Source organism: Corallococcus sp. AS-1-12 (assembly GCF_020036995.1).
In the GTDB taxonomy this organism is placed as follows: Bacteria; Myxococcota; Myxococcia; order Myxococcales; family Myxococcaceae; genus Corallococcus.
The window spans coordinates 201018-221588 of record NZ_JAIQDD010000006.1; the positions used below are offsets into that span (position 1 = coordinate 201018).

Below are 20571 nucleotides of genomic sequence, written 5' to 3' on the forward strand. Positions count from 1 at the left end.
CGCATGTGAACCCCCGGGGCTGACCTTCGTTCCCGGCCCCCGGGATGTAAAGCGAGCCCCCCTGCCCTCGCGGGCGGTGTGTTCGGGGCCGCGCGCTTGGACGCCAGCCGTGTCCCACCCGGCCAGGCGGGCGTCCCGGGGGGAAGGTTCAGGCGCGCTGGAAGATTGAGGGCGTCCGTCGGATGACGGATGGTTCGTGATTCGCGCACCCGGGACGGGTGAGATACGGTCCCGGGAAGCCACACCCCATCCAGCCGCAACGCCTCACCCGGAGCCCACACGCGATGCACAAGGAGCCCATCATCGGCATCGACCTCGGCACGACGAACTCGTGCGCGGCGATCGTCGAGGACAGCGGGAACGTCAAGCTCATCCCCTACAAGGGCGGCGAGTACACCATCCCCTCCATCTTCGCCATCGACGACAAGGGCAACGAGCTCATCGGCTTCGAGGCGAAGCGCCAGTGGCAGCTCAACCCGCGCAACACCGTCTACGGCGCCAAGCGCCTCGTCGGGCTCAACTTCAGCAGTGAAGTCGTCGGCACGATGAAGAAGTCCGTGGCGTACAACATGCGCCCCGGCACGAAGAACGACGTCACCCTGGACGTGGGGAAGAAGGAGTTCACCCTCCAGGAGATCAGCGCGAAGATCCTCGGGAAGATCCGCGAGGTCGCCTCCAACTACCTGAAGACGCCCATCAAGCGCGCGGTGGTGACGGTGCCCGCGTACTTCAACGACCGGCAGCGCCAGTCCGTGAAGGACGCCGGCAAGCTGATCGATCTGGAGGTCGTGCGCATCATCAACGAGCCCACCGCGGCGGCGCTCGCCTACGGCGTGGGCAAGGGGCTGGCGGAGAAGGTCGTCATCTACGACCTGGGCGGCGGCACCTTCGACGTCTCCATCATCGAAATCCGCGACCGCGTCTTCGAGGTGAAGGCCACCGGCGGCGACGTGTTCCTGGGCGGCATCGACTTCGACAACGCCATCATCCACCACGTCCTCAAGGACTTCGCGGCCAAGACGGGCATCGACCTGGCCACGGACCCGGTGGCCATGCAGCGCATCAAGGACCTGGCGGAGCGGACCAAGATTGATTTGTCCGCGCGCGAGGAGGTGCCCTTCAACATCCCCTTCATCACGATGACGGCGCAGGGCCAGCCGCTGAACATCGAGATGAAGTTCACGCGCAAGATGCTGGAGCAACTGACGAACCAGTTGGTGGACCGCACCCTGCAGATGGTGGCGCGCGTGCTGGTGGACTCCGGCCTGTCCACCAAGGACATCGACGAGGTGATGCTGGTGGGCGGCCAGACGCGCATGCCCGTCGTGCAGGACCGGCTCACCAAGTTCTTCGGCAAGCCGCCCAGCAAGGGCGTGCACCCGGACGAGGCCGTGGCCATCGGCGCCGCGCTCTACGCGCACTCGCTCCAGGACGACACCAACCTGCGCATCCAGTTGTTGGACGTCATTCCCATGGCCATTGGCCTGGAGCGCGGCGACGGCGGCTTCCACGTCGTCTTCCCGCGCAATGCGTCCATCCCCAACGCGAAGCAGCTCCTGGCCACGACGAGCATCGACAATCAGACCGAGCTCGCCATGCGCATCTTCCAGGGCGACCACGACACGGTGGCGCGCAACGATCTGCTGGGCGAGTTCACCTTCTCCGGGATCATGCCCGCCAAGGCCGGCACGGTGAACGTGGAGATCATCTTCGACGTGAGCGTGGAGGGCATCCTCACCATGCGCGCGAAGGACCCCGCCACCGGCCGCGAGATGAAGACCACGGTGCGCGTCACGCAGAGCTGACGCGGCACCCAGCGCCAGAAACACCACGGCGCCCCTGCCTGCTGGAGGCGAGGGGCGCCGGAGGCAACCACCGACCGTCTGGGGGAGACCTCAGGCGGTCTTCTTTTCCTTCTCCATGACGATCTGCGGAGGCTCGTGCTTGGTGATCACCTGCTCGGTGATCTTGCACTCCTTGACGCCCTCGCGGAACGGCACGTCGTACATGATCTCCAGCATGGCGTCCTCCATGATGGCGCGCAGGCCGCGCGCTCCGGAGTGACGGCGCATCGCCTCGCGGGCGATGGCGCGCAGCGCTTCCTTGGTGAAGGTGAGCTTCACCTTCTCGATCTCGAACATCTTCTGGTACTGCTTCACCAGGGCGTTCTTCGGGATCGTGAGGATGGTGACGAGGTCATCCTCCTTCAGGTCGTTGAGCGTCGCGATCATCGGCAGACGGCCGATGAACTCCGGGATCATCCCGAACTTCATCAGGTCTTCCGGCTCCGTCATGGCCAGCAGTTCACCCACGCTGCGCTCTTCCTTGTGGGTGATCTTCGCGCCGAAGCCCAGGCCCTTCTCACCCACGCGGCGCTTGATGACGCCGTCGATGCCGTGGAAGGCACCGCCGCAGATGAAGAGGATGTTGGTCGTGTCGACCTGGACGTACTCCTGCTGGTTGTACTTCTTGCCGCCGCGCGGGGTGACGTTGGCGCGGGTGCCTTCGATGATCTTCAGCAGGGCCTGCTGCACGCCCTCGCCGCCCACGTCGCGGGTGGCGCTGGGCATGTCACCCTTGCGGGCGATCTTGTCGATCTCGTCGATGTAGACGATGCCGCGCGCGGCCTTCTCCACGTCGTAGTCGGCGTTGTGGAGGAGGTTCTGGATGATGTTCTCGACGTCCTCACCCACGTAGCCGGCCTCGGTGAGGCTGGTGGCGTCCGCGATGGTGAAGGGGACGTTGAGGAAGCGCGCCAGGGACTGCGCGAGCAGCGTCTTGCCGGAGCCCGTGGGGCCGATGAGCAGGATGTTGCTCTTCTGCAGCTCCACCTCCTCGCCGCCAGGGCTCTTCACCCCGGGGCGCGGCCGGGAGGCCGGCTTCTTCTGGTAGATGCGCTTGTAGTGGTTGTAGACCGCGACCGAGAGGACCTTCTTCGCCTGGTCCTGACCGATGACGTAGTCGTCGAGGAACGCCTTGATCTCCAGCGGCGTGGGCAGGCTGACCTGCGGCTTGCCTTCCTCGCGTTCGTTCTCGTCCGCGATGATGTCGTTACACAGCTTGATGCACTCGTCGCAGATGTAGACCGTGGGTCCGGCGATGAGCTTCCGGACCTCGCGCTGCGACTTGCCGCAGAACGAGCAGGACAGGTTGACGTGGTGCTCCTTCTTCACTGCCGCCTCCGAGTTCGCCGGTCCCGGTTCGGGACCTTCTCCGCCGACCACCGCACTCCAACACCCGCGAAGCCGCCCACGTCTTTACGACGGCTCCAGGCCCACCTGCTACAGGCCCTGAACCCACTATAGGGCCCTCCCCTTCGGGCAGGAAGCCCGGTGGAAGCGCCCTTTCATGGGAGCGTTCAGCCCAGGTCAACGGGTCGGTCTTGGATAACAGCGACTCAGGCGTCCGTCACGCTCGACGCGAGTTCTTCGACATCATCCGCCAGGGCGGCCGCCCGCTCGGCGACAGCGTTGGGGACTCGACGGCTTCCCGCCAGCTCGGAAGCGAGCTTTCGCGCCATCTGCGCCAGTTTCCGCACCTGGAGGCTCTCCGGGGGCGGCTCCGGCGGGGGCCGGGGGAAGCGCTCGGCGAACTCCTTCTTGAGCTCCGTGGGGGACTTCTCCGGGCTCCAGATGCTGTCGCGCAGCGACTTGTATTCCGTGGGGGAGAGCTGGCCGCGCTCCTCGGCGTCGGCCAGGACTTCCACGACCTCGAAGGCGGGGGCCTTCTCCGGGAACTCCTGCTGCTGGAGCTCCTCGGGGTCCTCGTGCTTGGCCAGGAAGCTGAACGAGCGCGTGAGCTTGAGCGCCGTCTGCTTCTTGATGTGCAGCTCCTTGAGGCAGTAGGCCTCGAAGGAGGCGTGGCCCCACTCCTCGTACTTGGCTTCGTCCCGGACCTGGACGAGCAGCTTGCCCAGCTCCGCCCAGGTGGACTTGAAGCGCTTGGCGGCGAGCAGGACGGTGTGGCGGAACGTCCCCGGGGGGACGCTCATGGCCTTCTTGGCGATTTCGACTTCGGCGACAGAGGCGGACATGCCTGTTGTATCGGGCACGTCCGGAGGGTGGGCAAGAAAGTCGCCCTACCCCCGCTTGCCGATATTGAACGAAAGCCCCACGGTGGCGCGCTCGCCGTCGTAGGCCTTGAAGGGCCACTTCTTCAGCTCGGAGAACAGGCACTCGTAGAGCGGGCCCTGCTTGAACTGGGGGTTGTCCACCCAGAGCTTGTTCACGCGGCCGTCGTTCCCGATGACGAACTCCATGGGGATCTTCGCGGACAGGCCGGGCGTGCGCTCGGCCTCCTCCTTGAAGCAGCGGAAGAGCTTGGACTGGTTGCCCGCGACGACCCGGTTGATGGCGCCCTGGTCGAACTGCTGGGCCATCTCCAGGCCGTCCGGATCCGTGGAGACGCTGCCCGTGCGGGGCGGCGGCCGGTTGCCCGCGACGGCGGCGGTGGCCACCGCGCCACTCCCGCCTGTCTTGCCGGTGGCACTGCCCTGCCCCGCGGGGCGATCCGGGCGGCGCGGGTCGTTGGTGGGGTACGCGAAGAGGTCCTCGTCGTCCGCGCGCGCCTGGGCCAGGCGGATGGTGGGCGGATCCATGGTGATGCCGTCCGCCTCCTCCGTGGCGCCGAACAGGCCGTACACGGCGGCGTTGCGCGCCAGGTACCAGCCGGTGACGCCCAGCAGCAGCGCCACGCCCGCGGCGACGCCGGCCAGCACCTTCACGCGCTTCTGGTTGCGGGCCTGCTCGACGAGCATCATCTGGGCGACGCGGCCCTGCGCCTCGAAGCGCGCGATGTGCACCTGGAAGGCGGCGGTGTCCCGGAGGTTGCGGAACTCCCGCTCGCCGGCCGGGGCCACCGGGCTGTCCGGGGTCAGCTCCCCCGTGTAGAGCTTCTCCACCACCTGGGACGCGGTGATGGGCCCCAGCACCAGGTCGCCCTGACGGAAAAGCCACTGCCCATCACTGTCCATCGCGAGTTCTTGAGCGGCCAGCATTCGCGCGGGAGTATCGTGTTTCTCCCCTCGACATCGCAACGCCGTGGCCAGGTCCTCCCCCAAACGAATTCCCGCCGTACTGTGGACTTGGTATCGCGGTGGAAACTTCCGCGGCTTCCAGCGCCAGGTGGAGGGCCCCACGGTCCAGGACGCGCTCGAGACCGCGCTGGAGCAGGCAGGCTCACCGGCCACGGTGATGCCGTCCGGGCGCACCGACCGGGGCGTGCACGCGCGGATGCAGGTCATCAGCCTGCGCCTGAATGAGGACGTGCCCCTGGAGTCGCTGCCCGAGCGGCTGTCGCCGCACCTGTCCCCGGACGTGGGGCTGTGCGTCGCGAAGCGGCCACCGGGCGCCTTTCACGCCCAGTGGAGCGCGAGCGGCAAGGAGTACCGCTACCACCTGACGCTGGGCGCGCCTCCGACGGAAGCGTGGAGGCCGTACGCGCTGGACGCGGCGGCGGACGAGACCCTCCAGGCAGGCCACCGGGTGGTGCCGGAGAAGCTGGAGGCGCTGCTCGAGCGCGCCGTGGGCACGCGGGACTTCACCGCGTTCCACGAGCGCTCCAGTCCCCAGAAGCCTCGCACGCTCCAGTCCGCCACCCTGCGGGAGCTGGGCGGAGGGCTCTTCGAGGCGCGGCTTCTGGGAGACGGCTTCGCGCGCTACCAGGTGCGGTACCTGGTGGGCAGCGCGCTGAAGGTGGCCGCGGGGCTCCTGTCCGAGGAGCAGTGGCACGCGGCGCTGGATTCGGGGACCGCCCTGGCCGGCTTCAAGGCCCCGGCGCATGGGCTGGTGTTGTGGGAGGTCCGCTATCCTTCCGCGGTGGACCCCTTCGGGCCCGGCGAGCGCCTCCACCCGCCCGGTCTGCCCGACGCGCCACCCTTCACGGGAGCGCCGCCGGGCTGACGTGCGGCGCTTTCAGTCCACGAAGCGCGCTTCGTACTTCGCCAGCAGATCCGAGATGGCCTCCCGGAGGTACTCGCTCTGACGGATGCGCGTGGAGCGCGACAGCTCCTTCAGGGCATCCAGCTTCTCGCGATTGAGACGAAACACGACCGAGGTGAGGCGGGGATTCATGTCCAAGTGCGTGGCCTCCGACAGATGCACACACCCTCTCACAATGTCGGACAACCTCAAGAAAACAACCTACGAGGCCGAACCCACCGGGATGATCCACTGCAACCCGGTGAAGAGCTCGGTGTCCGCGCGCAGTCCGGAGCCGAACCCGAACGTGAAGCCGAGCCCGCCGTACAGCGCGAAATGATCCGAGAGGGTGTGTCTGGCGCCGAACCCTATGCGAGGCCCCAGCCACGGCCCAGAAATCGGACGCACGGAAACGCCGAGATCAAAGAAGGTCCGCCACGACTCGGATCCGAAGAGGCTGCGGTAGCCGGTGATCAGCGCCAGCTCCTCGCCCGGGCGGCCGGTGCTGCCGCGCGCGAGGAGGAACACCTCGTCCCCCTCGTAGCCCACGGTGATGGCGGCCCCCAGGTCCAGGTGCCCGGCGAGCCCGGACACGGCGGCGTCCCCGCTGATCCGTTCGGTGTACGTGGCCCCGGGCCCCACCGTGAGGATCAGCGAGCGCCGGCGCGCGTAGGGCCCGTCATCCAGGGACTCCACCGCCCCAGCGGGGGTGGCCAGCGCCAGGCCCAGCGGGATCAGCAGACCCCTCACCCCACCACCGGGAGCTTGAAGCCCTCGGCCGCGCCCTGCCCTGCCGCGGGGGCGATGCCGGCGGCTTCATTGAGGCGGCCGGAGCGGAAGGGCTCCAGGTCCAGGGCCACGAACTTGAAGCCCAGGGACTTGAAGGCGCCGTTGATCCGCTCGCGGATGCCGGCCTCGAAGAAGCGGGGGTACTCCTCGCTGGCCAGCTCGATGCGCGCCACGTCCTGGTGGTAGCGGACGCGGAACTGCTTGAAGTCCAGCGCGCGCAGCTCCGACTCCGCCGCGGCGATCTGCAGGAGCCGGTCGCGCGTCACGGACGTGCCGTAGGGGATGCGCGACGCCAGGCACGCCATCTGCGGCTTGTCCCAGGTGGGCAGCCCCAGCTTGCGGCTCCAGGCGCGGATCTCCTCCTTGGTGAGCCCGGCCTGCGCCAGGGGGGACACCACCCGGTGCTCCTTCGCGGCCTTGTGGCCGGGGCGGTGATCCTTGAAGTCGTCCGCGTTGAAGCCGTCCAGCACGACGGTGAGGCCCAGCTCCGCGCGCTTCGCCTCGCAGAGGTCGTACAGCTCCGTCTTGCAGAAGTAGCAGCGGTTGGTGGGGTTGGCGGCGTAGCTGGGGTTCGCCAGCTCGTTGCTGGAGACGACGACGTGCCGGGCGCCCAGGCGGGCCGCCAGCTCACGGGCCTCGCGCTCCTCCTCCGGGGCGACGGAGGCGGACAGCGCGGTGAGCGCCAGGGCGCGCTCGCCCAGCACCTCCGCCGCGATGGCGAGGACGAAGGTGGAGTCCACGCCGCCGGAGAACGCCACCAGGGCGCTGCCGTGGGCGCGCAGGGCGTCGCGCATCGCCTCCAGCTTGGGGCGGGACGCTTCACACAGGGCTTCAATCCGCTCGGGGCTCAGCATGGGGGACTCCTAAAACGGAAGGGCCCCGGATTGCACGCGCATCGCGCGGGCAACCTGGAGCCCTTCGACAGTCAGGGGACGACGGTGCGCCTTAGCGGGCCTTGCCCTTGGCGGCCTTCTTCTTCGCGGCCGGGGCCGGCTTGCCCACGCGGGCGGCGCGGGTGGCCGGACGCGCCTTGGCGCCCTTGGAGCCCTTGTCCGCCTTGGGCGCCTTCGCGGCCTTCACGGCGGCGACGCGGGCCGGCGGGTCCTCCTCGTCGCGGCGCGCCTTCTTCGGCGGCAGCGGGTTGGCCTTCATCTTCTTGCCGGTGATGGTCTTCAGCTCGTCCGTGGACATCAGGCCCAGGTCCAGCAGCGCCTGGAAGATCTTCGTCCCGCCGTCCTCCACCGACTCCGTGTCGGAGTAGATGGTCACCTCGGGGGAGGTGGGCGGCTCGTACGGCTCCGTGATGCCGATGAAGTTGGGGATCTCCCCGTTGAGCGCCTTCTTGTACTTGCCGGTGGTGTCGCGCTCGATGAGCTTCTCCGTGGGGCAGTCCACGTAGACCTCCACGTACTTGCCCACCGAGCGGCGCACCTCCTCGCGGCTCGACTTGTAGGGGCTGACGCAGGGGACGAGCACCGCCACGCCGTTGCGGGCCAGGAGGCCGGCGACGAAGCCCAGGCGGCGCACCACCGTGTTGCGCTCGTCCTTCGTGTCGCCGATGCCGGCCCACAGGTCGTTCTGGAGTTCGCCCTCGTCGAGGACCTCCACGTTGCGTCCGACCTGCCGGAGCCGGGCCGCGATGTAGGCGGCCGTGGTGGTCTTCCCGGTCCCGGACATGCCGGTCAGCCAGAGGGTGAATCCAGTGTTGGTGGCCATAAGGGTTCTAACTCCCTGCGTCCGGAGCGCTTCTTGCACGCGGCGTAGGACGCGGCAGATCCAATAGACCGCCGCTTTATAGACGAAAACCCAGTGACTTGACAATTCGGACCCACCTTTCCGCAGGTGGGGTCGGTTGCAGGGCAAGTTCCCGCCCTTACACGGGTTTTTCAAACCTGAAATCCGCCAATGCAAGCGGAACAGTCTGAAAATCCCCCGCGCTCCAAACAGACCGGGAGGCGGAGGCGGCACGGCCTCCGCGTATGGCGACCACCACGTACGACACCTGAGGCAGCAGTGGGATTCCCGAGGGAGCAGCCTGGCGTCGGTCCTCGGCGGAGAAGACGGCGGGCGCGTCCACGTGTGAGTGGAAGACGCAGGCCACCGCCTCCTGTCGCGCGTCCGCGTCCAGGCACACCTGGAGCCAGGCCTCCGGGGCGAAGGCGTAGGCGACGTGCGGCGTGGGGGAGGCGTTGGGCAGCGGGACGACGCGCCAGGAGTCCCCCTCCCCCGCCCCGCTCCGGAGGATCACGCCGCAGCCCTCCCGGGGCCACGCGGCCTCCAGGTGGTGGATCATCCGGGCCAGGACTTCCGGCGGGATCAGGGCTTCGCTTCCGCCGCGGCGCAGCGCGAGCACCGGCGCGGCTCCAGCTCCGTCATCGCGCCCGGAGCGCTCAGCCACCGGCCGCCCAGCGACGGGCCCAGGCCCAGCCGCAGCCGCTGGAAGACGAGCGCGCCCAGGGCGCCCAGGGCCACGCCCATGGCGCCATCCGGCGGCGTGCCCAGGTGGCGCACCGTCTCACCGAAGCACCAGACGCACCCGTCCGCGCCCCGGAACACCACCGCGCCGCGCGCGCCGTCGCCGCCCAGCGCGACCCAGGGGGCCTCTCCGCTCCAGGCCGCCGGCAGCTCCGCGAGCAGCCCGCCGCCGGGCGTGCCCACCGCGTCCGGGTTCACCTCCGGCACCACGCGCGCCAGCACCTCCGCCACGGGCTGGCCCACGTCGTGCGCGGACGCGAGGAAACCCGGGGACCAGGGGCCCAGGGTCAGCGAGCCCACGCCCGTCACCGGGGTGCCGCCGCCGGCCAGGTACGCCGTGGCCGTGAGGCCGGACGCGCCCAGCCCGTCCACGCGCGCGCCGCCCGAAAGCAGCGCCTCCTGCCCGCGCCCGCCCACGTCCCCCAGGAGGATCTGCCGGGAGTAGCGGAGAATCTGGTCCTCGCGCAGCGCCATGACGTCCCCGGTCAGCCTCCCGCCATGGCGGGGATGAGGGTGATGCGGTCCGCGTCCTTCACGGGCGTGTCCAGGGCCTTGAGCGCGCGCACGTCCTCGTCGTTGAGGAAGACGTTCACGTACCGGCGCACGGCGCCCTTGTCGTCGAAGAGGCGCGCGCCCATGCCGGGGTAGCGCGCGTCCAGGTCGCGCAGCACCTCGCCCACGGTGGCGCCGGTGGCCTGGACCTCGGACTTGTTGCCCGTCAGCGTCCTCATGGGTGTCGGAATGCGAATCGTGGCCATGCGCTCAGCTCCCCCGCTTGCGGATGATCAACCGGTGCGTGCCGTCCCCGCGTGCGTCCAGCGACACCACGTCGTGGCCCTCGTCCTTCGCGCTGCGGGGCACGTTCTTCAGGGGCTCGTCGCCCTTGAGCAGCACCTCCAGCAGCGTGTCCGGGGGCAGCGACTCCAGCTTCAGCTTGGTGCGCACGTAGGTCATCGGACACACCTCGCGGGTGATGTCCAACGTCGCCGTCACGTCGGGCATGCGGTGTCCTCCTGGGACGAAGGGAACGGGGGCAGCGTCTGGATGGCGCACCCCGGGCAGTCCGGCGCGCGCGTCACCTTCACGGTGCGCCCCTCCAGCGTCTCCCCGTCGAGCACGTGCAGCGTGGCCTGTCCCCGGGGGCCCGTGGCCGCGCCCGCCAGCAGCTCCAGGGCGAGCAGCGCCTGCACCGCGCCGATGAGCCCCGCCATCGCGCCCAGCACGCCCGCCTGCGCGCAGGTGGGCACCGCGTCCGGGGGCGGCACGTCCTCGTAGAGGCAGCGCAGGCACGGGCCGCCGGGGTCGATCCGCAGGGCCTGGCCGCTCATGCGCAGCACGCCGCCGTACACGAGCGGCACGCCGGTGAGCACCGCCACGTCCGACAGGAAGAACTTGGTCGCGACGCCGTCGGTGGCGTCCACCACCAGGTCGTGCTCGCGGAAGAGCGCCTCGGCGTTGTTCGCGTCCAGCCGCTCCGGCAGGGCCTCCACGCTCAAGCCGGGGAAGGCGCGCAGCAGGCCGGCGGCGGCGGACTCCGCCTTGAAGCGGCCCACGTCCCGGGTGCGGTGCCAGAGCTGCCGGGGCAGGTTCGTCACGTCCACCCGGTCCGGATCCACCAGCGTCAGGTGGCCCACACCGCCCTGCGCCAGCGCGAGCGACGCCGGGCAGCCCAGGCCGCCCGCTCCCACCACCAGCACCCTCGCGCGCTCGATGCGGGTGGCGTGGGGAATGCGTTCGTGGTGGTCGGTATCCGGGGAACCGTGCATGGGGCTGGTGCTCCGCGAGGAACGAACGAATATGGTGCGGCGGCTCCACGTCTCGTCTTCAAACCGCCGCCGTCACAAGCGGCCCTCACCTGCCAGGACATATGAAAAACCTGACCGGCGCGCTCGTGTTTTCCACCCTGCTGTCCCTGGCTGTCGGCTGCCACAAGAACACGGGGGAGAGCCCCGACGCGGCCACGCAGACCGGCACCGTCAAGGAGGAGCTCCAGGCGGGCAACACGGCCGCTCCCCCGGAGGCCCCCGCCGAGGCCGGCACGAAGGACGCGAGCGCCGTGAGCTACGACTCGGGCGCCAGCGACCGCCTGGCCCTGGAGGCCTGCGTGGACGGCTGGCTGAAGTCCCACAACCTGGACAAGTACGGCAGCCAGAAGGGCACCATGTACGCGGGCGGCACGCCCCTGTTCGACGAGCGCACGGGCGAGACGAAGGACCGCCTGGACTTCGTCCTGGAGCGCCAGCCCGAGGCCAAGAAGGCGTGCGTGGACGAAGGCGCCTCCAAGTAGCGCGCCGCTCCCCTCCCGGACCCGCCAGGATGCTCACCTGGCGGCTTGCCGGGAATTCCGCTCCCCGGGAAGGTCCCGTAAGCTGCCGCTCGAATGGACAGCGACCCCCGACCCGGCGACGACCACCCGGCCCATGACCTGAAGGCCCGCGTCCGCGCCGTGCTGGAGCGCCGCAACCTCACGGACAACGTGTCCGCGGAGCAGGCGGCGGCCTCCTGGGAGCAGGACCGCTTCGTCGCCCGGGCCCGCGCGCTGTTCTACGCGCGGATGATGTTCCTCACGTTGGGCCTGCTCATCCTCGCGGTGCCCGCGTGGAGCGGCTACTTCGGCTTCAACGGGCCCATCTCCTTCCTGGGCTACTTCGCGATGCTCATCTACAGCGTCGCGAACCTGCTCGTCATCGACCACCCGAAGGCGGGCCGGTGGGTGACGTACCTGTCGCTGTGCTGCGACCTGCTGATCACCGTGGTCCTCATCGCCCGGCCGCAGGTGGGCGGCGGCCTCCAGAGTCCGCTGCTGGCGACGCAGCTCTTGTTCACCACGCTCTTCGCCATCCTCTTCCCCAAGCCGCTGGCCATCCTGCCGCCGCTGCTGGCGCTGCCCATCACCACGCGCCTGGACCTGCTGCTCAACCGCTCCGTGACGGCGGTGGAGCTGCTCACGCTGCTCTGGTACCTGGGGCTCAACTTCATCATCGTCTACGTGCTCGTGTACCTGAACGAGCGCGAGGCCACCGCGCACCGCGAGGTGGTGTCCCTGCAGGGCGACCTGAAGGAGCTGGCGGTGGTGGAGGAGCGCAACCGGCTGGCGCGCGAGATCCACGACGGCCTGGGCGCGTCCCTGTCCTCGATGATCATCCAGGCGGAGTACATCCTGAACCTCGCGCGCGAGGACGGGCTGCGCACGGAGATCCGCGAGATGAAGGCCACCGCGGAGGAGTCCATCGAGGAGCTACGCCGCAACCTGCGGATGATGCGCGACGACTTCGAGCTGGCGCAGGGCCTGGAGGACTACATCAAGACCTTCCGCGACCGCACCGGGCAGGACATCCGGTTCGAGCGCACGGGCCTGGCGCGCAAGCTGCCCCCGGACGCGCAGTTGGCGCTCTTCCGCATCCTCCAGGAGTGCCTGTCCAACGCCGCGAAGCACGCGGAGGCGAAGGAGGTCCAGGTGCGCCTGGACTTCAGCGCGGAGGGCGTGCACCTGGTGGTCCGCGACAACGGCAAGGGCTTCGACCCGGGCCGCACGCCGCGTGGACACTACGGCCTGCTCAACATGCGTGAGCGGGCCATGAAGCTCGGGGGTTCCATCGTGGTGGACTCGGCGCCCGGCGCCGGGGCCCAGGTGGCCTTCTCCCTTCCCTGTCTTTCCGCCTGACACGCACCGGAGCCCCGCCCCGTGGACCCGACCCCGAATGCCGCCGCCCTCCCCATCCGCGTGTTCGTCGTGGAGGACCAGACCAAGATTTTGAAGAACCAACTGCGCCTCTTCGAGGGCCACCCGGACATCGACATCGTGGGCACCGCGCTGTCCGGCGAGGCCGCGCTGGTGGAGGTGGAGCGCGAGCAGCCGGACGTGCTGCTGCTGGACCTGGGCCTGCCGCGCATGAGCGGCATCGACGTCACCCGCGAGGTGAAGGCGCGCTTCCCGAAGGTGGAGATCCTGATCTTCACCATCTTCGACGAGGAGGACAAAGTCCTGGAGGCCGTGAAGGCGGGCGCGTCCGGCTACCTGCTCAAGGGCGCCACGGTGGACAAGATCGTGGAGGCCATCAAGGAGGTGCGCGCGGGCGGCACGGTCATCCAGCCGAACCTCGCGCGCCGCCTGCTGCGCCACTTCCGCGTGGAGCCGGACACCGCGCCCGTGCCCACGGAGCCCCTGGCCGTGGCGCCGTCCGCCGTGGAGGCCGCGCCGTCAGGTGAAGAGGCGTCCGCGCAGGAGCCGCTGCTCAAGCCGCTGTCGGACCGCGAGCGGGAGATCCTCCAGCTCATCGCCAAGGGCGTGTCCAACAGCGAGGCGGCCCGGCTGCTGTCGCTGTCCAAGGCGACCATCCGCACGCACCTGGAGCACATCTACCGGAAGCTCGAGGTGACGAACCGCGTGGAGGCCGTCACCGAGGGCATCCGCAAGGGGCTCATCTCCGTCTAGTAGCGGGCCCTGATGGGTCGGGCCGCTTCTTTTCACGGACGACGCGGTGCGTGGCTTCTACAGTGGGGAGTCTTCCTTCCCCACTGACAGGAGCCCCACCATGGACGTCCGCGCCGCCGTCGCCTTCGAGGCCGGCAAGCCCCTGAGCATCGAAACCGTGCACCTGGAGGGCCCCAAGGCGGGCGAGGTGCTGATCGAGCTGAAGGCCACCGGCCTGTGCCACACCGACGAGTTCACCCGCTCCGGCGCGGACCCGGAGGGGCTGTTCCCCGCCATCTTCGGCCACGAGGGCGCGGGCATCGTCGTGGACGTGGGCCCGGGCGTCACCAGCGTGAAGAAGGGCGACCACGTCATCCCGCTCTACACGCCGGAGTGCCGCGGCTGTAAGTCGTGCCTGTCGCGCAAGACGAACCTGTGCACGGCCATCCGCGCCACGCAGGGCAAGGGCCTGATGCCGGATGGCACCAGCCGCTTCCGCCTGGGCAAGCAGATGATCCACCACTACATGGGCTGCTCCACGTTCGCGAACTACACGGTGCTGCCGGAGATCGCCGTGGCGAAGATCCGCGAGGACGCCCCCTTCGACAAGGTCTGCTACATCGGCTGCGGCGTCACCACCGGCGTGGGCGCCGTCGTCTACACCGCGAAGGTGGAGGCCGGCGCGAAGGTCGTCGTCTTCGGCCTGGGCGGCATCGGCCTGAACGTCGTGCAGGCCGCGCGCATGGTGGGCGCGGACATGATCGTCGGCGTGGACCTGAACCCCGCGCGCAAGGAGATCGCGGAGAAGTTCGGCATGACGCACTTCGTGAACCCGAAGGAGGTGGAAGGCGACCTCGTCCCCTACCTCGTGAACCTCACCGGCGGCGGCGCGGACTACAGCTTCGAGTGCATCGGCAACGTGAAGACGATGCGCCAGGCCCTGGAGTGCTGCCACCGCGGCTGGGGCGAGAGCATCATCATCGGCGTGGCGGGCGCGGGGCAGGAGATCAGCACCCGCCCGTTCCAGCTCGTCACCGGCCGCGTGTGGAAGGGCAGCGCGTTCGGCGGCGCCCGGGGCCGCACGGACGTGCCGAAGATCGTCGACTGGTACATGGACGGGAAGATCCAGGTGGACCCGCTGATCACCCACACGCTGAAGCTGGAGGAGATCAACCACGGCTTCGACCTGATGCACGAGGGCAAGTCCATCCGCAGCGTGGTGAAGTACGCATGAGCGCCGTGACTCCCACGCTCGTCAGCGAGCACGCGTGCTTCGGGGGGACGCAGTCCTTCTGGAAGCACCCGTCCGAGGCGTGCGGCGGTGAGATGCGCTTCAGCGTCTACACCCCGCCCCAGGCGAAGCACGGCAAGGTGCCCGTGCTGTACTACCTGGCGGGCCTCACCTGCACGGAGGAGACGTTCGCCACCAAGGGCGGCGCGCAGCGCGTGGCGGCGGAGCTGGGGCTGATGCTCGTGGCGCCGGACACCAGTCCTCGCGGCGCGGGCATCCCGGGCGAGGACGCGGACTGGGACTTCGGCACCGGCGCGGGCTTCTACCTGGACGCCACCCAGGAGCCGTGGAAGGCGCGCTACCGCATGGGCACGTACGTCACGCGGGAGCTGCCCGGCATCCTTGGCGCGCACTTCCCCGCGCGCATGGACCGCGAGGGCATCTTCGGGCACTCCATGGGCGGGCACGGCGCGCTGGTGACGGCGCTGCGCGACCCGGGCCGGTACAAGTCCGTGTCCGCGTTCGCGCCCATCGGCGCGCCCATCCGCAGCCCCTGGGGCAAGAAGGCCTTTGGCGGCTACCTGGGGCCGGATGAGGCGGCGTGGCGCGAGTACGACGCCACGGAGCTCCTGAAGGCCGGCCGGCGCGTGCCGGCGCTGCTCGTGGACCAGGGGACGAAGGACAAGTTCCTGCCGGACCAGCTCCACCCGCACCTCCTCAAGGAAGCCTGCGAGGCGGCGGGCCAGCCCCTCACCCTGCGCATGCAGGAGGGGTACGACCACGGCTACTACTTCGTCTCCACGTTCATGGAAGACCACCTGCGCCACCATGGCGCGGCGCTGAACGCGGGCTGAAGCCGCGGCCCCGGGCACTCATGCCCCCGCAATCCCCCTTCCCTCTCCGGCCCGGACGTGGGAGGCGTGGGGCATGAGTGCTTCCTTCAAGTCCCTGGGCCTGTCCCCCGAAACGCTGGGCGCCGTGAAGCGTGCCCGCTTCGGTACCCCCACGCCCATCCAGGCGCAGGCCATCCCGCCCGCGCTGTCCGGCCGCGACGTCATCGGCTGCGCGGCCACCGGCACCGGCAAGACGGCCGCCTACCTGCTCCCCATGATTGAGCGCTTCGCGGGCGAGAAGGGCACGCGGGGCCTCATCCTCACCCCCACGCGCGAGTTGGCGCAGCAGGTGGAGGAGCAGGCCCGCTTCTTCGGCGAGCCCCTGGGTGTCCGGCCCGTGCTCATCGTCGGCGGCGAGGACATGAACGCGCAGGTGGATGCGCTGCGCGAGCGCCCCACCCTCATCGTCGCCACGCCGGGCCGGCTGGTGGACCTGCTGGGCGTGAAGGCCGTGAACCTGTCGCGCATCCAGACGCTGGTGCTGGATGAGGCGGACCGGATGCTCGACATGGGCTTCCTGCCGCAGATCAACCAGATCCTCCACGCGCTGCCCCGCGAGCGCCAGACGCTGCTGTTCTCCGCCACCCTGGGCGCGGACGTGACGCGCTTCGGCCAGCGCGCCCTGCACAGGCCCGTGCGCGTGGAAGTGACGCCCAGCGGCACGCCCGCGCCTCGCGCCGAGCAGCACCTCTACATCGTGAAGCCCGAGGAGAAGTGGCCCCTGCTGCTCACCCTCCTCTCACAGGATCAGGCCAGCGCGCTCGTGTTCGTGCGCACCCAGCAGCGCGCGGACAAGATGAAGGAATTGCTCGCCGCCGCGGGCCACAAGTCCGCCGCCCTGCACGCGGGCCGCACGCAGGCGCAGCGGCGTCAGGCGCTGGAGGGCTTCCGCCGCGGGCAGTACCGCTGCCTCGTGGCCACCGACCTGGCGGCGCGCGGGCTGGACGTGGATGACATCGGCCACGTCATCAGCCTGGACGTGCCGCACGGGCCGGAGGACTACGTGCACCGCATCGGCCGCACCGCTCGCGCGGCGGCCAGTGGGCGGGCGTCGCTGTTCGCGCTGGAGGTGGAGCGCCGGACGCTCCAGGACATCGAGCGCATCATCCGCCAGGAACTCCCGCGCACGGAGGTGCCGCGCAGGGACCCCATCTTCAAGCGGGAGATGGAGGCGTTCCTGGCGAAGCAGCGCGACCCGGGGCCGCCCCAGGCCGACCATGGACGCTCCAAGCGTCCCGAGGGCGCGGCGCCCGGGCGGCATGCCCGGACGCACGGCAAGGGCCGGCCGAAGGGCCCCGCCGGTCAGTGATCGTGGTCGTCGTCAGGGCCGTGCGCGTGGCCGTGCTCGAGCTCCTCGGGCGTGGCGGCGCGCACTTCCTTGATGGTGACCTCGAAGTGCAGCTCCTTGCCGGCGAACGGGTGGTTGAAGTCCACCAGCACCGTGTCCTTGCGCACCTCCTTCACCAGGAAGTCGACCTCGTCGCCCTCCGGATCCGTGGCGCTCAGGATGCCGCCGGCCTTGATCTCCAGGTCCTCGGGGAACTCGGTCCGGGGGACCTCCTCCACGCCTTCCGGATCGTAGTCGCCGTAGCCGTCCGCCGCGGAGACCACCGTCTTCAGCGACTCGCCCGCGGCCTTGCCCTCCAGCGCCTTCTCCAGGCCGGGGACGATCTCCTCGTAGCCGTGCAGGTAGACGAGCGGCTCGCCTGCCTCGCTCTCGTCCACGATCTTCCCGTCTCCGAGGTGCAGTTTGTAGTCAATGGCGACAACGCTGTCCTTGCCGATTTTCATGGGGCCCTCATAGCGCATTCAGTCATGTCGCGGTGGAAGGATGATGATCACCGTTACGGCGTGCACAGGGACGTCCTACCAGCGCATGCGCAGCTCGAAGCGCCCGTGCCCGTCATCGGACTCCAGGGCGGCGCTGGGGTTGGCGGCGCCGGCCTGGCGCAGGGCCTCCTCGCAGCACCCCGCCGCGGCCTCCGCCGGGAAGGGGTAGCCCTGGAACGTCACCCGCCAGTCCTGGGGGCCCAGCTCCGCGGAGGTGATCTCCACCGGCTCCATCACGGAGCGGAAGCTCAGCGCCACCCGCTTCATCGCGCGCTCCGGGCCCGCGACCTTCAGGGCCACGTTCACCACCTTGCCCACCAGCGTCTCGAAGTAGCCGCGCACCAGGTCCCGGCCCATCTGCCGCAGGGCCTCCTCGCGAGGCCGGCCCGCGTACGCGGCCTGCAACACCAGGTTCTGGCAGCGCAGGAACACCGACGCCGGATAGCTGGCCCGGGGCCGGTCCGGATCGTAGCCCGCCGCCGCCAGGCGCTCGCGCAGCGCGTTGTCCAACCGCACGCAGCGCACCAGCGACTCGAACAGCGTGGACTGGATGACGACCTCGGCCGGGGGCATGGACGCTCGAAGTGGGGAAACGCGTTGAAACCTGTAAGGCGCGCGACACTACCCTTTCGGGTCCTGGAAGCGAGCCCTCTGGCGATGTCACGTCCAACGCTTGTCGTTTCAAGGCCTTGGAGTGGACAGGGGGGCAATCGGCCGGCCCTGGAAACGATTTCCGGGCAGGGCCGTCCGTGAGCCAGACGATGGAAGGCGTCACGGACGAAGTGCTCATGGACCAGTTCTGCCAGGGAGACCAGCCGGCGTTCGAGGCGCTGTTCGCCCGGCACGCCGGGCGCGTGCACGGCTTCCTCGCCCGGATGGTGCGGGACGGGCCGTTGGCGGAGGACCTCATGCAGACGACGTTCCTGTCCGTCATCCGCGCCCGGGGCCGCTACGAGCGGGGCACGCGCTTCACTCCCTGGCTGCTCACCATCGCGGCGAACGCGGCCCGGGACGCGCTGCGGCACCAGCAGCACGTGGACGCGCACGCGCACGCGCCGCCGGAGGGCCCCACGTCGGTGCCCGCGCCGGACGGGGATCCGGCCATGCGCCGGCGCATCGAGGACGCGCTCCAGCAGTTGCCCGTGGAGCAGCGCGAGGCGGTGGTGCTGAGCAAGCTGGAGGGCTGGTCCTTCGAGGAGATCGCCGAGATGCGCGGCATCCGCGCGGGCGCGGCCCGGCTCCGGGCGCACCGGGGCTACGAGAAGCTGCGCGAGCTGCTGGGCGGACTGGAGGACATGTCATGAGCCATCCGTCCGACCCATGGCGTTCCGCCCCGCCCCGCCTGGATCCGAAGGCGATGGAGCGCGCGCTGGCGGCGTCGCGCGCGGAGCTGGCCCTGAAGCGGCCGGTGCGCGGGTGGCGTTCGCAGGCGGTGGGGCTGTTCGCGGCGTCCGCGGGGATGGCGCTCGCGGTGGCGGGCGTGCTGCTGGCGCTGGGGCGCACCACGGGCGCGATGCTGATGGGCCGCGCGCCCCTGCTGGCGCTGCTGCTGTCCACGGGGGCGGTGTGCTCCTGGGGGGCCCTGTCCCCGCGAGGGCGCGCGCTGCGGCAGGTGGGCGTGGGCCTGGCGCTGGTGAGCGCCGTGTTGCTGGTGCTGACGCGGGCCGCCCCGCGGGGCCCTTCCACCCTCCCCGAGTGGGTGTGCACGGTGAGCCATGTGGCGATGGCGCTGGGGCCCCTGGCGGTGGCGTTGGGGGTGCTGCGGTCGGCGGCGTTCGACCCGCTGCGCGCGGCGGTGGCGGGAATGGCGGTGGGGACGGTGGGCGCGTTCGTGGGGGAGCTGGCGTGTGAGCAGGGCCCTGGCCACGTGGCCATCTATCACCTGGGGGCATGGGCGCTGTTGACGCTCACGACCTGGGCGCTGTCGAAACGACTCAAACCCCGGACCTACGCACCATGAAGCACGATCCCTCGCTCATCTTGACGCAAGACGTGGACGGCGCGCCGGTGCGCATGGGCGCGGCGGTGATGATCGTCCGCACCGAACAGGACGACTCCGTGTCCGAGCGCTTCCTGGGCCGCGTGGGCATCGTCGTGGCGCTGGTGTTCGACGATCCGGACACGCAGTACCCGAGCGACCCGCTCATCCAGGTGCGCGTGGCCGGCGTGGGCGAGGACCTGTTCTTCGCCCGGGAGCTCGTCGAGGTGCCCGAGGGCCACTACGTCGCGTTCGGGTCGTCCAGCTCCGGGTAGTGCCGGAAGATGCCTTGTGGATTGAAGGGCTGGGCGCGCGGGGACTTCTTGTAGGCGGCGATGCGGGGGCGCTCCGCGACGCGCTGACGCAGGGCCATCACGCCGGGCACGTCCGGAGCGACGCGGCGCATGGCATTGGGAAAGGCATACAGCAGGCCCTCCACCCACTGGTACAGCGCCAGCTCCGGATAGGAGAAGTCGCGGCCCAGGAGGAACTTCCCTCCGCCCTGGGGGTTCGCCTTCAGCACGCGCTCGAAGTAGCCCAGGAACTTCGGGATGCGCTGGGTGCGGAAGTCCTCGGCGCGGCGCTTCGCCTCGGCCTTCTGCTCGTCGTAGTACTTCATGGCGGCGACGGGGTGGTGCGTGTCATGCGCCTCCGCCACGGCGTCCGCGACGGTGAGCTGGAATTGACGCGCGTGCAGCCGCGAGGCCTCGTCCGAGGGGACCAGGCCGAAGCGCTCCCCCAGGTAGGAGCAGATGTTGGGCGCCTGGGAGATGACGACGTCGCCCACCTTGAGCAGCGGCGGCGCGTACGCGGGCACGGGGGCCCTGCCGAGCATGTCCGAGACGGCCTTCCCGCCGGATTGCAGCCCCACGTCCACCCAGTCCGCGCCCGCCTCCTCCAGCACCAGCCGCACGAACTCGCCCCGGCCGGGAATGCCGGGCCAGTAGTACAGCTCGAACTTCGCGTCGCTCATCGCCGTCACCTCGCGTGATGGGAACCGGCGCGCATCCTGCGCTCGCGGGATGCGCGCCTTGGAAACCCAT

26 protein-coding genes are annotated in these 20571 nt (G+C 69.9%); 11 read left to right on the forward strand and 15 right to left on the reverse strand.

Features of this window, described 5'->3' with window-relative positions; translation table 11 throughout:
- Nucleotides 1–284: 284 nt before the first annotated feature.
- Nucleotides 285–1805 (forward strand): Hsp70 family protein, encoded by a 1521-nt coding sequence (locus tag K8556_RS12475; RefSeq protein WP_223740274.1) that lies wholly within the window; start codon nucleotides 285–287, stop codon nucleotides 1803–1805.
- 90 nt (nucleotides 1806–1895) lie between these two features.
- Here the strand turns inward: K8556_RS12475 and clpX are convergent, their stop codons facing one another.
- From clpX to K8556_RS12490, 3 genes are all read right to left on the reverse strand, one after another.
- Nucleotides 1896–3173 (reverse strand): ATP-dependent Clp protease ATP-binding subunit ClpX, encoded by a 1278-nt coding sequence (gene clpX, locus K8556_RS12480; RefSeq protein WP_223740275.1) that lies wholly within the window; start codon nucleotides 3171–3173, stop codon nucleotides 1896–1898.
- Between the two features lie 224 nt (nucleotides 3174–3397).
- Nucleotides 3398–4051: a hypothetical protein gene (locus K8556_RS12485; protein WP_370639914.1), complete on the reverse strand. Its 654-nt coding sequence runs from the start codon at nucleotides 4049–4051 to the stop codon at nucleotides 3398–3400.
- Between the two features lie 27 nt (nucleotides 4052–4078).
- Nucleotides 4079–4972: an AgmX/PglI C-terminal domain-containing protein gene (locus K8556_RS12490; protein ID WP_370639915.1), complete on the reverse strand. Its 894-nt coding sequence runs from the start codon at nucleotides 4970–4972 to the stop codon at nucleotides 4079–4081.
- 67 nt (nucleotides 4973–5039) lie between these two features.
- On the opposite strand from K8556_RS12490, the gene K8556_RS12495 reads away from it, so the two are divergent.
- A complete protein-coding gene (locus tag K8556_RS12495; protein WP_223740278.1) occupies nucleotides 5040–5900 on the forward strand; it encodes a tRNA pseudouridine(38-40) synthase TruA in 861 nt (286 codons plus the stop codon).
- A 12-nt stretch (nucleotides 5901–5912) separates the two neighbouring features.
- Here the strand turns inward: K8556_RS12495 and K8556_RS12500 are convergent, their stop codons facing one another.
- From K8556_RS12500 to K8556_RS12540, 9 genes are all read right to left on the reverse strand, one after another.
- Nucleotides 5913–6077 (reverse strand): ribbon-helix-helix domain-containing protein, encoded by a 165-nt coding sequence (locus K8556_RS12500; protein ID WP_120563010.1) that lies wholly within the window; start codon nucleotides 6075–6077, stop codon nucleotides 5913–5915.
- A gap of 63 nt (nucleotides 6078–6140) precedes the next feature.
- Nucleotides 6141–6668, reverse strand: a complete 528-nt coding sequence (locus tag K8556_RS12505) for a hypothetical protein (protein ID WP_223740279.1) — start codon at nucleotides 6666–6668, stop codon at nucleotides 6141–6143.
- Nucleotides 6665–7561 (reverse strand): ATP-dependent sacrificial sulfur transferase LarE, encoded by an 897-nt coding sequence (gene larE, locus K8556_RS12510; protein WP_223740280.1) that lies wholly within the window; start codon nucleotides 7559–7561, stop codon nucleotides 6665–6667. Before larE ends, K8556_RS12505 begins: the two co-directional genes overlap by 4 nt.
- 91 nt (nucleotides 7562–7652) lie before the next feature.
- Nucleotides 7653–8423, reverse strand: coding sequence for an adenylyl-sulfate kinase (cysC, locus tag K8556_RS12515; protein WP_223740281.1), 771 nt, complete (start codon nucleotides 8421–8423; stop codon nucleotides 7653–7655).
- Between the two features lie 157 nt (nucleotides 8424–8580).
- A complete protein-coding gene (locus tag K8556_RS12520; protein WP_223740282.1) occupies nucleotides 8581–9060 on the reverse strand; it encodes a M67 family metallopeptidase in 480 nt (159 codons plus the stop codon).
- A complete protein-coding gene (locus K8556_RS12525; protein ID WP_223740283.1) occupies nucleotides 9024–9656 on the reverse strand; it encodes a ThiF family adenylyltransferase in 633 nt (210 codons plus the stop codon). Before K8556_RS12525 ends, K8556_RS12520 begins: the two co-directional genes overlap by 37 nt.
- Before the next feature lie 11 nt (nucleotides 9657–9667).
- Nucleotides 9668–9940 carry a ubiquitin-like small modifier protein 1 gene (locus K8556_RS12530; RefSeq protein WP_223740284.1) on the reverse strand — a complete coding sequence of 91 codons (273 nt, stop codon included), beginning with the start codon at nucleotides 9938–9940 and terminating at the stop codon, nucleotides 9668–9670.
- A 4-nt stretch (nucleotides 9941–9944) separates the two neighbouring features.
- On the reverse strand, nucleotides 9945–10184 hold the full coding sequence (locus tag K8556_RS12535) for a sulfurtransferase TusA family protein (RefSeq protein WP_223740285.1): 240 nt from the start codon (nucleotides 10182–10184) through the stop codon (nucleotides 9945–9947).
- Nucleotides 10172–10948, reverse strand: coding sequence for a HesA/MoeB/ThiF family protein (locus K8556_RS12540; RefSeq protein ID WP_223740286.1), 777 nt, complete (start codon nucleotides 10946–10948; stop codon nucleotides 10172–10174). The genes K8556_RS12535 and K8556_RS12540 overlap by 13 nt, the downstream gene beginning before the upstream one ends.
- 101 nt (nucleotides 10949–11049) lie before the next feature.
- Here K8556_RS12540 and K8556_RS12545 point away from each other — a divergent pair, with 101 nt between their 5' ends.
- The 6 genes from K8556_RS12545 (at nucleotide 11050) to K8556_RS12570 (ending at nucleotide 17029) form a co-directional block, all read left to right on the forward strand.
- Entirely contained in the window at nucleotides 11050–11469 is a 420-nt protein-coding gene (locus K8556_RS12545) for a hypothetical protein (protein WP_223740287.1), read from the forward strand.
- A gap of 93 nt (nucleotides 11470–11562) precedes the next feature.
- Complete coding sequence (locus K8556_RS12550; RefSeq protein WP_223740288.1) at nucleotides 11563–12846, forward strand: sensor histidine kinase; 1284 nt, start codon at nucleotides 11563–11565, stop codon at nucleotides 12844–12846.
- Nucleotides 12847–12867: 21 nt separating this feature from the next.
- Complete coding sequence (locus tag K8556_RS12555; protein ID WP_223740289.1) at nucleotides 12868–13617, forward strand: response regulator transcription factor; 750 nt, start codon at nucleotides 12868–12870, stop codon at nucleotides 13615–13617.
- A 100-nt stretch (nucleotides 13618–13717) separates the two neighbouring features.
- Nucleotides 13718–14830 (forward strand): S-(hydroxymethyl)glutathione dehydrogenase/class III alcohol dehydrogenase, encoded by a 1113-nt coding sequence (locus tag K8556_RS12560; protein WP_223740290.1) that lies wholly within the window; start codon nucleotides 13718–13720, stop codon nucleotides 14828–14830.
- The gene (gene fghA, locus K8556_RS12565) at nucleotides 14827–15681 is read left to right on the forward strand and encodes an S-formylglutathione hydrolase (protein WP_223740291.1); all 855 of its coding nucleotides are present in this window, start codon (nucleotides 14827–14829) and stop codon (nucleotides 15679–15681) included. Before K8556_RS12560 ends, fghA begins: the two co-directional genes overlap by 4 nt.
- Nucleotides 15682–15754: 73 nt before the next feature.
- The gene (locus K8556_RS12570; protein ID WP_223740292.1) at nucleotides 15755–17029 is read left to right on the forward strand and encodes a DEAD/DEAH box helicase; all 1275 of its coding nucleotides are present in this window, start codon (nucleotides 15755–15757) and stop codon (nucleotides 17027–17029) included.
- Here K8556_RS12570 and K8556_RS12575 read toward each other — a convergent pair.
- Both K8556_RS12575 and K8556_RS12580 read right to left on the reverse strand, forming a co-directional pair.
- Nucleotides 17023–17511 carry a peptidylprolyl isomerase gene (locus K8556_RS12575; protein ID WP_223740293.1) on the reverse strand — a complete coding sequence of 163 codons (489 nt, stop codon included), beginning with the start codon at nucleotides 17509–17511 and terminating at the stop codon, nucleotides 17023–17025. The two genes, K8556_RS12570 and K8556_RS12575, sit on opposite strands and share 7 nt — an antisense overlap.
- Nucleotides 17512–17586: 75 nt before the next feature.
- Nucleotides 17587–18123 carry a DUF2378 family protein gene (locus tag K8556_RS12580; RefSeq protein ID WP_223740294.1) on the reverse strand — a complete coding sequence of 179 codons (537 nt, stop codon included), beginning with the start codon at nucleotides 18121–18123 and terminating at the stop codon, nucleotides 17587–17589.
- Nucleotides 18124–18311: 188 nt separating this feature from the next.
- Here K8556_RS12580 and K8556_RS12585 point away from each other — a divergent pair, with 188 nt between their 5' ends.
- The 3 genes from K8556_RS12585 to K8556_RS12595 are packed head-to-tail and all read left to right on the forward strand — an operon-like array spanning nucleotide 18312 to nucleotide 19803.
- A complete protein-coding gene (locus K8556_RS12585) occupies nucleotides 18312–18854 on the forward strand; it encodes an RNA polymerase sigma factor (RefSeq protein WP_223740510.1) in 543 nt (180 codons plus the stop codon).
- Nucleotides 18851–19510, forward strand: coding sequence for a DUF1109 domain-containing protein (locus K8556_RS12590; RefSeq protein WP_223740295.1), 660 nt, complete (start codon nucleotides 18851–18853; stop codon nucleotides 19508–19510). The genes K8556_RS12585 and K8556_RS12590 overlap by 4 nt, the downstream gene beginning before the upstream one ends.
- Nucleotides 19507–19803, forward strand: a complete 297-nt coding sequence (locus tag K8556_RS12595) for a Carotenogenesis protein CarS (RefSeq protein ID WP_223740296.1) — start codon at nucleotides 19507–19509, stop codon at nucleotides 19801–19803. Before K8556_RS12590 ends, K8556_RS12595 begins: the two co-directional genes overlap by 4 nt.
- Here K8556_RS12595 and K8556_RS12600 read toward each other — a convergent pair.
- Nucleotides 19770–20501, reverse strand: coding sequence for a glutathione S-transferase (locus K8556_RS12600; protein WP_223740297.1), 732 nt, complete (start codon nucleotides 20499–20501; stop codon nucleotides 19770–19772). The two genes, K8556_RS12595 and K8556_RS12600, sit on opposite strands and share 34 nt — an antisense overlap.
- Nucleotides 20502–20571 lie beyond the last annotated feature (70 nt).